The following is a 13,667-nucleotide window of genomic DNA, read 5'->3' on the forward strand; positions in this document are numbered from 1 at the left end:
CCATGCAAAACACGATCTGGACCGAAGAGTTCGGCGACACCGCCCACCCGCCCGTCCTGCTCATCGCGGGCTCCATGTCCCAGGGCCCGCAGAGCTGGCCCGACGCGTTCGTCGGCCGTCTGGCCGCCGGTGGCCGCAGGGTGATCCGCTACGACCACCGCGACACCGGCCGGTCGAGGACCGTCGACTTCGCGAGCGACCCCTACACCTGGCGTGACATCAAGGACGACGCGCTCGCCGTCCTCGACACGCACGGGATCGAGTCGGCGCACATCGTCGGGCACTCGGCGGGCGGCCTGCTCGCCCAGTGGATCGCCGTCGAGCACCCCGAGCGGGTGACCACGCTGACCGTGATCGGCTCCTCGCCGCTCGGCCGGCGGGAGGGCATGACCATCATGCGCGCTCTCATGGGCGAGGAGCAGCCGGAGGGCAGCCTGCCGCCGCCCGCCCCCGCCTTCGTCGAGTTCTACCGGCAGATGATCACCACCGCGCCGCCCGCGACCAGGGCCGAGCAGATCGACTTCCAGATCGCCGAGGCCAGGGTCCTGTCGGGCGGCGGGCTGCCCTTCGACGAGGACGAGGAGCGCCGCCAGGCCGAGCGGCTCCACGACCGGGCGCTCGACCTGTCCGCCCTGGCCAACCACCGGCTCGCGGCGGCGGCGGACATGACCTTCGAACCGGCTGGTGTCCTGCACACGGTGAAGGCGCCCACGCTGGTCATCGAGGGCACCCACGAGCCGGCCAAGCCGGGCCACGGCGCGCTCATCGCCGCGGAGATCCCCGGCGCGGAGCTGCTGACGGTGGAGGGCATGGGGCACATGCTCGCCCCGCCGGTGCACGGGACCCTGGCCGACGCGATCCTGGCGCACACGGTTACTGTGCGAAGGTGAGCTATCACCGCCGGATGCTGGTGCTGGCGATCTGCTGCATGAGCCTGCTGATCGTCAGCCTCGACAACACGGCGTTGAACGTGGCGCTGCCGTCCATGAGGCAGGAGTTCGACGCCTCGGTCTCCGACCTGCAGTGGACGGTCGACGCCTACACCCTTGTGCTGGCCTCGTTGCTCATGCTGTCGGGTTCCACCGCCGACAGGGTGGGCCGGCGCCGGGTGTTCCAGGCGGGCCTGCTGCTGTTCACGCTCGGCTCGCTGCTGTGCAGCCTGGCGCCCGGCATGGGATGGCTGGTCGTCTTCAGGATGGTCCAGGCCACGGGCGGTTCGATGCTGAACCCGGTGGCGATGTCGATCATCACGAACGTCTTCACCGATCCGCGCGAGCGGGCCAGGGCCATCGGCGTCTGGGGTGGCGTGGCGGGCATCAGCATGGCGGCCGGGCCGCTGGCCGGCGGGCTGTTGACGGAGACGCTGGGCTGGCGCTCGATCTTCTGGCTCAACCTGCCGCTGGGCGTCGCGGCGATGATCCTGACCGCCCTGTTCGTGGCCGAGTCCAAGGCGCCGCGGGCGCGCAGGTTCGACCCGGTGGGGCAGCTGCTGGTGATCGTGCTGCTGGGCTCGCTCACGTTCGGGATCATCGAGGCCCCCGCGGAGGGCTGGACCTCGCCGCTCATCCTCGGCTGCCTCGCGCTCGCCGCGCTCTCGCTGGCCGGGCTGGTGGCCTACGAGCGGCGCCGGGTGGAGCCGCTGATCGACCTGCGTTTCTTCCGCAGCGCGCCGTTCAGCGGGGCGACCGTCCTGGCGGTCAGCGCGTTCGCGGCCCTGGGCGGGTTCCTGTTCCTCAACACGCTGTACCTGCAGGAGGTGCGTGGCCTGGACGCGCTGCACGCGGGTCTCTACATGGTTCCCATGGCGTCGATGACGCTGGTGTCCGCGCCGCTGTCGGGTCGGATCGTGGCCGCCCGCGGCCCCCGGCTGCCGACGTTGCTGGCGGGCCTGACCATGGCATGCAGCGGCGTGCTGTTCGCCGGGTTCGGCGCCGCGCAGAGCGTCGCGCTGATGTTCACCGCGTTCGTCCTGTTCGGCATCGGCTTCGGCCTGGTCAACGCGCCCATCACGAACACCGCCGTGTCCGGTATGCCGCGCGAGCAGGCGGGCGTCGCCGCCGGCATCACCTCGACCAGCCGCCAGATCGGCATGTCACTGGGTGTCGCGGTCATCGGGTCGGTCATCGCCACGACGGGACCGGCCGACAACGACGTGGCCTGGTGGATCATCGCCGGCTGCGGCGCCGCCGTCCTGCTGGTCGGCTGCCTCACGACGGGCACGTGGGCCACTGCCAGCGCCGACCGTACGGCGAAGCGCATCGCGGCCGAGGACCGGGTGCACGCCACACGCGCGTAGCGCGACCGGCCCCCGTGACCAGGACGGCGAGCGTCAGCGCGCTCGCCACCTGTGGTGATGCCCGTGTGCGGGCGACCACGCCTGATCGCCCGTCATCCGCCCGTCGCGGCGGTCGCACCTGGCCGATGCCCGGCCGACCGCCCGTTCTGCCGTGCCGAGACTCAGCCGGAGGAAGCCGCGGAGTCGTGCGACTGCTCCGTGGTCGCCCCGTCATCCCGCGGCGACTCGGCGCCGAGCTCTTCGCGCAGGCGCTCGTAGTCGATGTGGTGGTTGGTGTACTTCAGCTCGCGAGCGACCTTCGTCTGCTTCGCCTTGGCTCTGCCTCGCCCCATGGCTCCACTCCCTCGATGCCCGCCATCATCCTATCAAGTTGAAGAATTGTGCAACTCGCTATATTACGATAGTTGCATGCCCGTTCCGCTGTACCAGGCCAAGGCAGATTTCTTCCGCACGCTCGGGCATCCCGTGCGCATCCAGGTGCTAGAACTCCTCAGGCAGGGTCCCAGACCGGTCCGCGATCTGCTCACCGAGATCGAAGTCGAGGCATCGAGCCTCTCACAGCAGTTGGCAGTCCTCCGCAGAGCCGGGATCGTGAGCGCCACCCGTGACGGAGCGACCGTCGTCTACGCACTGTCCAGTCCAGACGTGGCCCATCTGCTCATCGACGCGCGGCGCATCCTCACCGACATGCTCGCCGACCAGGGGGAGCTGCTGGCGGAGCTGAGGGCGGAAGGCCGCGCGGTGGGCTAGGGCGAAGGCCGCGCGGTGGGCTAGTCGGCGATCCAGCTGCCGTGGAAGCCGGCGGGGACACGGCGCGGCAGCCGTACGGCGGCGACCTCGTGCAGGTCGGTCGCCTCGTGCACGAGGAGCCTGTCGTCCACGATGGACATCAGCCAGCCGTCGTCCTCGGCCCGGGCGTCCGCCCTCGGCACGAAGACCGCCTCGCCGGCGTGCCCGCCCACCGGGGTCACCGTGCCGGTGCCGCGCTCGAGGTCGTACTTGACCAGCTCGCCGTCGGTGACCGCGTAGAGGTAGCGGCTGGCGCGGCCGAGCCGGTCCTCGTTGAAGGTGGGGAACTCCACGCTGCGGTCGTCCAGCTGCTCCTCCTTGACCGCGCCGGTGGCCGGGTCGAGCGTCCAGCGGTGCAGGAGCGCGACGCCGGCCCGCGGCGTGGGGTCGTCCTGGCCGCCGGTGATCGTCCACGTCTTGGCGAAGCCCTCGCGGGAGTAGCGGACGCCGTCGAGGACGACCTTGCCCTCGTCCTCGCGGGCGTTGCCGACGTGGAAGACGTAGCAGGGGTCCACCTCGAACCACCGGGTGCCGCCCGCCCTGTCCATCACGCCGAGGCGGGCGCCGTAGGCGTCGCTCCAGCTGAACGGCATGCCCCTGCCGAGCCGTTCCATGTCGAAGACGACGGGCAGGTCCAGCCAGACCACGTAGTGCTCGGTCACCGCGAAGTCGTGCATCATCGTCGGGCCCGGCACCTCGACGACCCTGCTCTCCACCAGCTCGCCCGCGCTGTCGAGGCGGTGGTAGGTGAGGTAGGGCGGCACGACGCCGTAGCCGAAGAAGTGCAGCTCGCCGTCCAGTTCCTTGGGGTGCGCGGTCATGCCGGTGGTCAGCCGGCCGCCGAAGTCGCACGGTCCGACCGTGTCCAGCTCGCCGCTCATCTCGTACGGGAAGCCCGCCTCGACCAGCGCGAGGATCTTGCCGGCGTGGTGGATGACGTGGGTGTTGGCCTGGACCGCCGCCCGGTCGGGACCGCGCTCGGTGACGTAGGGCGCGTCGTGCGTGAACCTGCTGGTGCGGACCCAGCGGTTGCGGTACCACTCGGCGCGGCCGTCGCGCAGCCGTACCCCGTGGATCATGCCGTCGCCGGCGAACCAGCTGCCGGGGTCGACGCCCGGCTTCGGGTTGGGGCCGTTGCGGAAGTAGCGGCCGGTCAGCTCCTCGGGCAGCACGCCGGTGACCGGCAGGTCCACGGCGTCGATCTCGTCGGGAACGGGAGCGAGGTGGCCTTCGAGGTAGGTGGTCATGAGTGGCGCGCCTCCACGATCTTCGGGTAGCGGACGGTGAACAGGGTCGGCAGGACGAAGGTCAGCACCTTGATCGCGATGACCAGGGTGGTGGCGTGCGGGTCGAGCGCCAGCACGACGGTCAAGGCCACGGCCGCGATCGTGAAGAAGGCCGCCCACACCGCGGTGATGACGGCGTTGACCCGGTAGAAGACCGGCAGCGTGTGGACCTCGGGCGGCGCCATCGTCTTGGCGATGCCGAGCGTGAACGGCCTGCCGATGGCCAGTGAGCCCCAGGCGGTGCCCGCGAGCCACACGTTGACCAGGGCCGGGCCGTACTTCACCAGCTCGGTGTGCGGCCAGATGAACGAGATCGCGGTGATGAGCGCGAAGAAGACGGCCGCGCTGGTCTCGATCACGATCTCGTCCCACGCCCGTCCCGAGCGCCGGTCCCACAGCACCAGGACGACGGCGATCGCCAGCCCCGTGATGGCGCCGTAGCGCCACTGGTCGCCGGTGGCGATGACCGCGTAGACGATCCAGGGCAGGAATCCGATCAGGGCACGCATGTTTTGACCTTCCTATGTAGACAGGTCGAAGCTAGAACTTCCTCTCCCGATATGTCAACATAGGAATATGAGTTTGCGACACGCGGTGCTCGGGCTCCTGGCAGAGGGACCCGCGAGCGGATACGACCTGATGAAGCTGTTCGACATCTCCCTGGCCAACGTCTGGCCCGCCACGCAGAGCCAGCTGTACGGCGAGCTCGGCAAGCTGGCCGACACCGGCCTCATCACGGTCACCGCCGAAGGACCGCGCGGGCGCAAGGAGTACGCCATCACCGAGGAGGGCACGGCCGAGCTGCGCCACTGGATGACGGAGGTCCAGCCGACCCACGGCGGGCGCAGCGACCTGCTGCTGCGCGTCTTCTTCCTGGGACAGCTCTCCCCGGAGGAGGCCCGCGCCTTCGTCCGGGAGCAGGCCGCCGTCGCCGCCGCGCGGCAGGCGTCCCTCCAGGAGATCAGGGCGATGGTCGAGGCGGGCGACGACAACCTCTCGGTCTACGGCAGGATCGTGCTGGAGTGGGGCCTGCGGTTCACCGAGACCCAGCGCGAGTGGGCCGAGTGGGCCGAGCAACAGATCCGTTAGGCTCTTGAGCCATGGTCTCCGAGCTGTTCGACCCCAAGGCCTGGCAGGTCGTCGAGGGTTTCGACTTCACCGACATCACCTACCACCGGGCCGTCGACCAGGGCACCGTCCGGATCGCCTTCAACCGGCCCGAGGTGCGCAACGCCTTCCGGCCGCAGACCGTCGACGAGCTCTACCGCGCCTTCGACCACGCCAGGCAGACCACCGACGTCGGCTGCGTGCTGCTCACCGGCAACGGCCCCTCGCCCAAGGACGGCGGCTGGGCGTTCTGCTCGGGCGGCGACCAGCGCATCAGGGGCAAGGACGGCTACCAGTACGCCGACGGCACCCCCTCGACGGGCCGCCTCCACATCCTCGAGGTGCAGCGGCTCATCCGCTTCATGCCGAAGATCGTCATCTGCGTGGTCCCCGGGTGGGCGGCCGGCGGCGGCCACAGCCTCCACGTGGTGTCCGACCTCACGCTCGCCAGCGCCGAGCACGCGCGCTTCAAGCAGACCGACGCCGACGTGGCCAGCTTCGACGGCGGCTTCGGCTCGGCCTACCTGGCCCGCCAGGTAGGCCAGAAGTTCGCCCGCGAGATCTTCTTCCTCGGCGACACCTACTCCGCCGCCGACGCCCACCGGATGGGCATGGTCAACGCGGTCGTGCCGCACGCCGAGCTGGAGTCCACCGCGCTCGAATGGGCCCGCAAGATCAACGGCAAGTCGCCCACCGCGCAGCGCATGCTGAAGTACGCCTTCAACCTCATCGACGACGGCCTGGTCGGCCAGCAGGTCTTCGCGGGAGAGGCCACCCGCCTCGCGTACATGACCGACGAGGCCGCCGAGGGCCGCGACTCCTTCCTGCAGAAGCGCGAGCCCGACTGGTCACCGTTCCCCTGGCACTTCTGACGGCCCCCCGGCGCTTCCGATGATCGAGGTCCCGGCCGAGCTCGCCGCCCACCACCTCGCCTACGCCGACGACGCGGGGCCCGAGTGGACGGCCGACCTGCCCGGCCTGGCCGGGCACTTCCTCGACCGCTGGGGCCTGCGCCCCGACGGCGCCCCGATGCACGGTGTCGTGGCGCTCGTCATCCCCGTACGGGAGGCCGACGGCACCCCGGCCGCGCTGAAGCTCCAGCCCGCGACCGGCGAGAACGTCGGCGAGGCCCCCGGCCTGCGCGCCTGGGCCGGCGACGGGATCGTTCACCTGCTCGACGACGCGACCGTCCCCTCACCGACCTCGCCGCACCAGGCCAACGCCCTCCTGCTCGAACGCCTCGACGGCGCCCGCTCGCTCGACGACCTGCCCGACGCCGAGCAGGCGCTGAGCATCCTCGCCGACCTGCTGGCCCGCCTGGTCGCCCACCAGGGCCCCGACGGCGTCCGCACCCTCGGCGACATCGCCGCGCGCATGCTGGAGGACGCGCCCGGCCTGCTGCCCGGGGCCCACCCGGACGACCGGGTGTGGCTGGAGCGGGGCGCGGCCGCCGTGCGCGAGCTGGCCGGGGAGCCTGGCGACCGGCTGCTCCACTGGGACCTGCACTACGAGAACGTGCTGGCGGCGGCGCGCGAGCCGTGGCTCGCCATCGATCCCAAGCCGCTGGTGGGTGACCCCGGCTTCGAGCTGATGCCGGCGCTGCGCAACCGGTGGCCCGCCGCGGACGTGCGGCGCACGGTGCTCAGGCGGTTCGACCTCATGGTCGAGCGGCTGGGGCTGGAGCGGGAGCGCGCGCTCGGGTGGACGCTCGGCCGGCTGCTGCAGAACGGCCTGTGGTCCCTGGAGGACGGCGAGCCCCGGGTCAACCAGCACGAGATCGCGATCGTCGCGGCCCTGCTGAGCCGCTGGTCCGGCAGGCGAAGCGCGCCCGGCGCGGGGCCGTTCGGGAAGGAGACACCGGCAACCGGTGATCTCGGTGGTTGACGCACCGCGGACGGGGTAGAACCATGATCGCCCCCGGCCGCCGTTCTTCCAGCCGGGGGCGCCAGACCGGTCCGGGTCCCCAGCTGTCAGCAGGCGCAGGCGATGCCGGACACCGGGGCGGTGAGCGGGTCGACGGGGTTCCTGGTCACGCCGGCGGCGGTCGCCACGGGGAAGCCCTCGCGGGCCCAGTACTCGAAGCCGCCGATCATCTCCTTCACCCGGTATCCGAGCTTCGCGAACTCCAGCGCCGCCCTGGTGGCGCCGTTGCAGCCGGGGCCCCAACAGTAGGTGACCACGGTGGCGTCCCTGGGCACCAGGTCGGCGGCCCTGGCGGCGATCTCGGCGATCGGCAGGTGGACGGCCCCCTCGATGTGGCCCTGATCCCAGCTCGCCTCGCTCCGCGAGTCGACGACCACGACGCCGGGGACCTGGCCCGCGAGGTCGGCCGCGACGTCGGACACGTCGGTCTCGAACGCGAGCCGTGCCGCGAAGTGGGCGAGGGCCGCGGCGTTGTCCGCGGCGTTGCCGATGGCGGGGACGGCGGGAAAAACGGACATCGGGTGGTTCCTTTCTCGGACCGCTTGGCACGCACCCATGGTGGCCGCGGACACCGCCCCCGAGACAGTGGCGGGAAAGCCGCCTACCGCTAAGATTCCGCCACCTCAGGGAATCTCGATGACCAGCTTCCCCCTGCCGTGCCCGGACTCGATCTCCCGGTGGGCGTCGGCCGCGCGGTCGAGGGGGAAGGTACGGCGTACCAGCCAGCTGAAACCGCCCTTCGCGATCAGCTCCGCGTACCTGCCCAGGCGCTCGGCCGTCCGGCCCGCCTTCACCAGCTGCACCCCGAGCTCGGCCGCCTTCCCGTGCTCCACCAGCGTGACGATCCTGGCGCGGTCCTTCACCAGCTCCAGGGACACCTCGAGCGCGTGGCCGCCGGCCCCGTCGAGCACCGCGTCCACCTGGCCGAGCGCCCTGACCCTGTCGGCCAGCCCCTCCCCGTAGGCGACGGGGATCGCGCCGAGCGAGCGGAGGTAGGCGTGGTTCTCCTCCCTGCCGGTGCCGATCACCGTCACACCACGCCGGCGGGCGATCTGCACGGCGGCCGTCCCGACCGAGCCCGACGCCCCGTGCACCAGCAGCGTCTCGCCCTCCCGCAGGTCGAGGACGTCCAGGGCGAGCTCCGCCGTCTGCACGCCGGCCGTCAGGCTGCCCGCCACGGCCCACGGCACCTCCGCGGGCTTGTGCGCCACCTGGTCGGCGCCCACCACGATGTACTCCGCGTAGCTGTTCAGCAGGGAGAAGCCGAGCACCTCGTCACCCTCGGCGAACCCGGTGACGTCCACGCCCACCTGGTCGACGACGCCCGCGAACTCGTTGCCGGGGACGCGCGGCAGGTCGCCGCTCACACCGGGCGGGGTCCATCCGGCGCGCACCGCCGCGTCGTACGGCTGCACGCCCGCCGCCTTGACCCGCACCCTCACCTGGCCGGGACCCGCCTGCGGGGTCTCGATCTCCATCACCTGAAGCACCTCGGGCCCGCCGGGGGTCGCGAATGCCGCTGCCTTCATCGTCATCAACTCCTCGTGTTCGGTGAGATCACTGTGCAACCTCAACCAAACTTGAGGTCAACTCCATCCCCGGGATGGCGGAGAGCGCTGCCGCCGTACCGGATCCCTCTCGAGAGCGAGGGCGGACCGCTCCCACCGGCGATCCGCCCGCGCCCTCGCATGGCCGACCATGGCCTGCAGCACTCCCGGAACGGAGGAAGATTGGACACCGTGTCAGATCTGCCGCAAATCGCCCGCCTGAAGGCGCGTTTCCGCGCCCTTCCCCCGCTGCAGGTCGACCTCACGCTGGCCGCGTTCGTCCTGGCCGTCCAGCTCTCGCCGTTCTTCGGGGAGCGGTGGACGAGCGGGGCGTGGCACTGGTGGGGCTACGTGGTCGTCGTCGCGTCCGCGGTGCCGCTGGTCTGGCGGCGGCGGGCACCCGTCGCCACGCTGGTGCTGAGCATCTGCCCGGTCCCCTTCTACGACCTGGCCGACGCGCTCCCCTCCCAGCCGATCTGGTACTCCTCCCTCGTCTGCCTCTACACCGTCGCCGCCTACAGCTCCCGCTGGCCCAGGGTGGCCATGCTGGTCTCCACCCTGGTCGGCGGCATCGCGCTGGTCGGCTCGTCGGAGACCGCGGTGCGCGGCACCGTGTGCGCCGTCGCCGCCTACGCGATCGGCAGGGCCACCGCCACCTCCCGCGCCTACGCCGCCGCGCTGGAGGAGCGTGCCGTACAGCTGGAAAGGGAGCGGACGCTGGAGGCCGAACGCGCGGCCGAGCGCGAGCGCGCCAGGATCGCCCGCGACATGCACGACATCCTCGCGCACGCGGTCAGCCTGATGGTCGTGCAGGCCGAGGCCGGGCCGGTCGTGGTCAGGAGCGACCCGGCCCGCGCCGAGGCCGCCTTCGACGCCATCGCCACCGCGGGCCGCGACGCGATGGCCCAGCTGCGCCGCATGCTCGGCGTGCTCAAGGAGGATGAGGGGCCGCGCGCCCCGCAGCCCACGATCACCGACCTGCCCGCGCTGGTCGCGCAGGTGCCGCTGCCGGTCTCCCTCCAGGTGCACGGCACGCCGCGCCCGCTGCGGCCCGACGCCGAGGTGGCGGTCTACCGGATCGCGCAGGAGTCGCTCACCAACGTCGTCAAGCACGCCGGCGCCTCCCGCGCCGAGGTGACGCTCCGCTGGAGCGACGAGGCCCTCACGCTCGACGTCGCCGACGACGGCGCGGGCGCGGGCCTGGCGCTACCCTCGGGCGGCAACGGCCTCATCGGCATCCGCGAGCGCGCCGCCGCCTGCGGCGGCACCGTGAGCGCCGGCCCCCGCGCCGGCGGTCAGGGCTTCGAGGTCTCGGTACGGCTCCCGCTCACCCCCGATCGGGACCACGTCAGGCAAGGAGTGCGCCGATGAGCATCAGGGTAGTGGTGGCCGACGACCAGGAGCTCGTGCGCGGCGGGTTCAGCATGATCCTCGACGCCCAGCCCGACATCGAGGTGGTGGCCGAGGCGGGCGACGGCGTCGAGGCCGTCGCGCTGGTGCGCGAGCACCGGCCCGACGTCCTGCTGCTCGACATCCGGATGCCCAGGATGGACGGCATCGAGGCGGCCAGGCTGGTGGGCAAGGAGACCAGGGTCATCATGCTCACCACCTTCGACCTCGACGACTACGTCTACGACGCGCTGCGGGCGGGCGCCAGCGGGTTCCTGCTGAAGGACGTGCGCAGGGACGACCTGGTCAGCGCGGTCCGCGTGGTCGCCGCCGGGGAGTCGCTGCTGGCCCCCACCGTCACCAGCCGGCTGATCGCCGAGTTCACCTCGCGCCCGGCCGCGACGGCGGTCTCGCCGGAACGGCTCGCCGTCCTCACCGCCAGGGAGCAGGAGACGCTCGCGCTGATCGCCCGCGGCCTGTCGAACGCCGAGATCGCCGCGGAGATGGTCGTCAGCGAGCACACCGTGAAGACGCACGTGAGCAACGTGCTCACCAAGCTCGGCCTGCGCGACCGGGTCCAGGCCGTCATCGTCGCCTACGAGACGGGGCTGGCCGTACCGGGACGTTAAGCGTTCTTCAAGCGGCCTGCAACCTCCCCGCCGATATATTCGCCCCATTACGGGCGCATGATCCGAGGGAGCCGATGCCCGCATTCGTCGACGCCGCGCTGGCCTTCCCAGCCGTGCTCTTCAGCTTCTTACTCGTCGTGGTCGTCGGTTACTGGCTCGTGGTGATGGTCATGGGCGGTGACGTCGACCTCGACGACGTGCAGCTTCCCCTCGGCCTCGGCGGCATCCCGGCGACCGTCGCCTTCTCCCTGTTCGTCGCCCTGGCCTGGTTCGTGAGCCTGGCGGGCGTGGTGCTCGTCGGCGGCGGGCCGCTCGTGCTCCCCGTCGCCCTCGCGGCCGGATGGGCGGGCACGAAACTCCTGATCATCCCCCTGCGCAGGCTCTTCCCCGACAGGAAGGAGCCTTCCCGCCACGACTTCGTCGGACAGCGGTGCGTGGTGCGCACCGGCCGGGCCGACGCCACCTTCGGCCAGGCCGAGGTCACCGCCCCCGACGGCGCGTCGGCCGTCGTCCAGGTCAGGACGACCGGCGGCGACATCCTCTCCCGCGGCCAGACCGCGTTGATCTTCGACTACGACGCGGAGGGCGAGTTCTTCTACGTCATGGAGGACCACACATGAGTGTCATCTCGACGGGTTTCGGCATCCTGCTGGCCGTCATCCTGATCGTCGCCATCGGCCTGCTCTTCGCCATCAGCCGGCTGTTCAGAAAGGTCGAGCAGGGCAAGGCGCTCATCGTCTCCAAGGTCCGCAGGGTCGACGTGACCTTCACCGGAGCCGTCGTGTTACCGGTGCTGCACAAGGCCGAGGTCATGGACATCTCGGTGAAGACCATCGAGATCGCCCGCACCGGCGGCGAAGGGCTGATCTGCCGCGACAACATCAGGGCCGACATCCGCATCACGTTCTTCGTGCGGGTGAACAAGACCGTCGAGGACGTCATCAAGGTCGCCCAGTCCATCGGCACCGAGCGGGCCAGCGACGAGACGACGCTCCAGGCGCTGTTCAACGCCAAGTTCTCCGAGGCGCTCAAGACCGTCGGCAAGCAGCTCGACTTCGTCGACCTCTACACCAAGCGCGAGGAGTTCCGCGACCGGATCATCCAGGTGATCGGCACCGACCTCAACGGCTACAGCCTGGAGGACGCCGCGATCGACTACCTGGAGCAGACGCCGATGGCCAAGCTGGACCCGGCCAACATCCTCGACGCCCAGGGCATCCGCAAGATCACCGAGCTGACCGCCACCGAGAACGTGCGCACCAACGAGTTCAGGCGCAGCGAGGAGAAGGAGATCACCCGCCAGAACGTCGACGCCGCCGAGGCCATCCTCGAGCTGAGGCGCCGCCAGGCGGACGCGGAGATCAAGCAGAAGCGCGAGATCGAGACGATGAAGGCGCGCGAGGAGGCGGAGATCGCCCGCGTGCAGGCCGAGGAGCGGCTCAAGGCGCAGGCCGCGCACATCAAGACCGACGAGCAGCTCGGTGTCCAGACCGAGAACCGCAACCGCGAGGTCGCCGTCGCCGAGAAGAACCGCGAGCGGGTCATCGCCATCGAGACCGAGCGGATCGAGAAGGACCGCATGCTGGAGGTCATCTCCCGCGAGCGGGAGACCGAGCTGTCGCGCATCGCCAAGGACAGGGAGGTCGAGACCGAGAAGCGGTCGATCGCCGAGGTCGTGCGCGAGCGGATCGCGGTGGAGAAGACGGTCGCCGAGCAGGAGGAGAACATCAAGAAGCTGCGCGCCGTCGAGGAGGCCGAGCGGCTGCGCCAGACCACGATCATCCAGGCCGAGGCCGAGGCGCAGGAGAGCCTGGTCAAGGACATCAAGGCCGCCGAGGCCGCCGAGGCGGCGGCCAAGCACAAGGCGCGCGAGGAGCTCACGCTGGCCGAGGCCAGGCAGCAGGCCGCCGAGCTCGACGCGCGGGCCAAGATCAGGCTGGCCGAGGGCCTGCAGGCGGAGGCCGCGGCCAAGGGCCTGGCCGACGTCCAGGTGAAGGAGCGCGGCGCCGACGCGATCGAGAAGGTCGGCCGCGCCGAGGCCCTGGCCACCGCGGAGAAGCTACGGGCCGAGGCCGAGGGCGCCAAGGCGATGGCGCTGGTCGAGGGCGAGCGGCTCAAGGCGCAGGCCGAGGGCGAGCAGGCCATGGCGCTGGTGACGGGCGACCGGCTGAAGGCCGAGGCCGAGGGCCTCGTCGAGAAGGCCAGGGCGATGGCCGCCATGGACGAGGCGACCAGGGCGCACGAGGAGTACCGCCTGCGCCTCGAAGCCGACAAGGAGATCAGGCTCAAGCACATCGACGTGCAGCGGCAGGTCGCCGAATCGCAGGCCAACGTCGTGGCGGCGGGCCTGGCCAAGGCCAACATCGACATCGTCGGCGGCGACAGCATGTTCTTCGACAGGGTGGTCGGGTCGATCACCGCGGCCAAGGCCGTCGACGGGTTCGTCGAGCACTCGTCGGTCACGCGGACGCTGGCCGAGCCGTACCTCAACGGGTCGGCCAGCCTCACCGAGGACCTGGCCAGGCTGGTCGGCGGGATCAGCACCGAGGACGTGAAGAACCTGACGGTCTCGGCGCTGCTCATGCGGCTCATCTCGCACGGCGGGCCGGAGACGGCGAGGCTGAACGAGCTTCTGGAGAGCGCGCGCAGGCTCGGCGTGGCCGAGTCGTCGGTGGCCGCGCTCACGGCGGTGAAGGGCTGA

General features: G+C 71.1%; 15 protein-coding genes. 10 read left to right on the forward strand and 5 right to left on the reverse strand.

What is annotated here, in order from left to right:
• Positions 1-2 precede the first annotated feature (2 nt).
• Together ACWENQ_RS06630 and ACWENQ_RS06635 are read left to right on the forward strand one after the other, a co-directional pair.
• Complete coding sequence (locus ACWENQ_RS06630; protein ID WP_452413100.1) at positions 3-890, forward strand: alpha/beta fold hydrolase; 888 nt, start codon at positions 3-5, stop codon at positions 888-890.
• A complete protein-coding gene (locus ACWENQ_RS06635) occupies positions 887-2,296 on the forward strand; it encodes an MFS transporter (protein ID WP_452413101.1) in 1,410 nt (469 codons plus the stop codon). Before ACWENQ_RS06630 ends, ACWENQ_RS06635 begins: the two co-directional genes overlap by 4 nt.
• 161 nt (positions 2,297-2,457) lie before the next feature.
• Here ACWENQ_RS06635 and ACWENQ_RS06640 read toward each other — a convergent pair whose 3' ends face one another.
• Positions 2,458-2,628, reverse strand: coding sequence for a DUF3073 domain-containing protein (locus ACWENQ_RS06640; RefSeq protein ID WP_452413102.1), 171 nt, complete (start codon positions 2,626-2,628; stop codon positions 2,458-2,460).
• 76 nt (positions 2,629-2,704) lie between these two features.
• Here ACWENQ_RS06640 and ACWENQ_RS06645 point away from each other — a divergent pair, with 76 nt between their 5' ends.
• Entirely contained in the window at positions 2,705-3,046 is a 342-nt protein-coding gene (locus ACWENQ_RS06645; RefSeq protein WP_354920993.1) for an ArsR/SmtB family transcription factor, read from the forward strand.
• A gap of 20 nt (positions 3,047-3,066) precedes the next feature.
• Here ACWENQ_RS06645 and ACWENQ_RS06650 read toward each other — a convergent pair whose 3' ends face one another.
• Together ACWENQ_RS06650 and ACWENQ_RS06655 are read right to left on the reverse strand one after the other, a co-directional pair.
• The gene (locus tag ACWENQ_RS06650; protein WP_452413103.1) at positions 3,067-4,332 is read right to left on the reverse strand and encodes a carotenoid oxygenase family protein; all 1,266 of its coding nucleotides are present in this window, start codon (positions 4,330-4,332) and stop codon (positions 3,067-3,069) included.
• Positions 4,329-4,880: a hypothetical protein gene (locus tag ACWENQ_RS06655; RefSeq protein WP_449915800.1), complete on the reverse strand. Its 552-nt coding sequence runs from the start codon at positions 4,878-4,880 to the stop codon at positions 4,329-4,331. The genes ACWENQ_RS06650 and ACWENQ_RS06655 overlap by 4 nt, the downstream gene beginning before the upstream one ends.
• Before the next feature lie 67 nt (positions 4,881-4,947).
• On the opposite strand from ACWENQ_RS06655, the gene ACWENQ_RS06660 reads away from it, so the two are divergent.
• From ACWENQ_RS06660 to ACWENQ_RS06670, 3 genes are read left to right on the forward strand one after another with little or no spacing between them, the layout of a single operon-like run.
• The gene (locus ACWENQ_RS06660) at positions 4,948-5,460 is read left to right on the forward strand and encodes a PadR family transcriptional regulator (RefSeq protein WP_354921001.1); all 513 of its coding nucleotides are present in this window, start codon (positions 4,948-4,950) and stop codon (positions 5,458-5,460) included.
• 11 nt (positions 5,461-5,471) lie between these two features.
• On the forward strand, positions 5,472-6,350 hold the full coding sequence (locus ACWENQ_RS06665; protein WP_354921004.1) for a 1,4-dihydroxy-2-naphthoyl-CoA synthase: 879 nt from the start codon (positions 5,472-5,474) through the stop codon (positions 6,348-6,350).
• A 19-nt stretch (positions 6,351-6,369) separates the two neighbouring features.
• A complete protein-coding gene (locus tag ACWENQ_RS06670; protein ID WP_452413104.1) occupies positions 6,370-7,362 on the forward strand; it encodes an aminoglycoside phosphotransferase family protein in 993 nt (330 codons plus the stop codon).
• A gap of 86 nt (positions 7,363-7,448) precedes the next feature.
• Here the strand turns inward: ACWENQ_RS06670 and ACWENQ_RS06675 are convergent, their stop codons facing one another.
• Entirely contained in the window at positions 7,449-7,919 is a 471-nt protein-coding gene (locus ACWENQ_RS06675) for a rhodanese-like domain-containing protein (RefSeq protein WP_452413105.1), read from the reverse strand.
• Positions 7,920-8,024: 105 nt separating this feature from the next.
• Positions 8,025-8,930: an NADP-dependent oxidoreductase gene (locus tag ACWENQ_RS06680; protein WP_452413106.1), complete on the reverse strand. Its 906-nt coding sequence runs from the start codon at positions 8,928-8,930 to the stop codon at positions 8,025-8,027.
• Positions 8,931-9,140: 210 nt separating this feature from the next.
• On the opposite strand from ACWENQ_RS06680, the gene ACWENQ_RS06685 reads away from it, so the two are divergent.
• From ACWENQ_RS06685 to ACWENQ_RS06700, 4 genes are all read left to right on the forward strand, one after another.
• The gene (locus tag ACWENQ_RS06685; RefSeq protein ID WP_452413107.1) at positions 9,141-10,319 is read left to right on the forward strand and encodes a sensor histidine kinase; all 1,179 of its coding nucleotides are present in this window, start codon (positions 9,141-9,143) and stop codon (positions 10,317-10,319) included.
• Positions 10,316-10,966 carry a response regulator gene (locus ACWENQ_RS06690; protein ID WP_449915811.1) on the forward strand — a complete coding sequence of 217 codons (651 nt, stop codon included), beginning with the start codon at positions 10,316-10,318 and terminating at the stop codon, positions 10,964-10,966. The genes ACWENQ_RS06685 and ACWENQ_RS06690 overlap by 4 nt, the downstream gene beginning before the upstream one ends.
• A gap of 74 nt (positions 10,967-11,040) precedes the next feature.
• Positions 11,041-11,586, forward strand: coding sequence for a hypothetical protein (locus tag ACWENQ_RS06695; protein ID WP_354921018.1), 546 nt, complete (start codon positions 11,041-11,043; stop codon positions 11,584-11,586).
• Positions 11,583-13,667: an SPFH domain-containing protein gene (locus ACWENQ_RS06700; RefSeq protein ID WP_354921020.1), complete on the forward strand. Its 2,085-nt coding sequence runs from the start codon at positions 11,583-11,585 to the stop codon at positions 13,665-13,667. Before ACWENQ_RS06695 ends, ACWENQ_RS06700 begins: the two co-directional genes overlap by 4 nt.

The organism is Nonomuraea sp. NPDC004354, assembly GCF_053602555.1.

What these genes read in the sequence shown, in the direction of transcription:
- ACWENQ_RS06630 (WP_452413100.1), top strand. Translation starts at nt 3, where the DNA reads ATGCAAAACACGATCTGGACCGAAGAGTTCGGCGACACCGCCCACCCG.
- ACWENQ_RS06640 (WP_452413102.1), bottom strand. Translation starts at nt 2,628, where the DNA reads ATGGGGCGAGGCAGAGCCAAGGCGAAGCAGACGAAGGTCGCTCGCGAG.
- ACWENQ_RS06645 (WP_354920993.1), top strand. Translation starts at nt 2,705, where the DNA reads ATGCCCGTTCCGCTGTACCAGGCCAAGGCAGATTTCTTCCGCACGCTC.
- ACWENQ_RS06650 (WP_452413103.1), bottom strand. Translation starts at nt 4,332, where the DNA reads ATGACCACCTACCTCGAAGGCCACCTCGCTCCCGTTCCCGACGAGATC.
- ACWENQ_RS06655 (WP_449915800.1), bottom strand. Translation starts at nt 4,880, where the DNA reads ATGCGTGCCCTGATCGGATTCCTGCCCTGGATCGTCTACGCGGTCATC.
- ACWENQ_RS06660 (WP_354921001.1), top strand. Translation starts at nt 4,948, where the DNA reads ATGAGTTTGCGACACGCGGTGCTCGGGCTCCTGGCAGAGGGACCCGCG.
- ACWENQ_RS06665 (WP_354921004.1), top strand. Translation starts at nt 5,472, where the DNA reads ATGGTCTCCGAGCTGTTCGACCCCAAGGCCTGGCAGGTCGTCGAGGGT.
- ACWENQ_RS06670 (WP_452413104.1), top strand. Translation starts at nt 6,370, where the DNA reads ATGATCGAGGTCCCGGCCGAGCTCGCCGCCCACCACCTCGCCTACGCC.
- ACWENQ_RS06675 (WP_452413105.1), bottom strand. Translation starts at nt 7,919, where the DNA reads ATGTCCGTTTTTCCCGCCGTCCCCGCCATCGGCAACGCCGCGGACAAC.
- ACWENQ_RS06680 (WP_452413106.1), bottom strand. Translation starts at nt 8,930, where the DNA reads ATGAAGGCAGCGGCATTCGCGACCCCCGGCGGGCCCGAGGTGCTTCAG.
- ACWENQ_RS06690 (WP_449915811.1), top strand. Translation starts at nt 10,316, where the DNA reads ATGAGCATCAGGGTAGTGGTGGCCGACGACCAGGAGCTCGTGCGCGGC.
- ACWENQ_RS06695 (WP_354921018.1), top strand. Translation starts at nt 11,041, where the DNA reads ATGCCCGCATTCGTCGACGCCGCGCTGGCCTTCCCAGCCGTGCTCTTC.
- ACWENQ_RS06700 (WP_354921020.1), top strand. Translation starts at nt 11,583, where the DNA reads ATGAGTGTCATCTCGACGGGTTTCGGCATCCTGCTGGCCGTCATCCTG.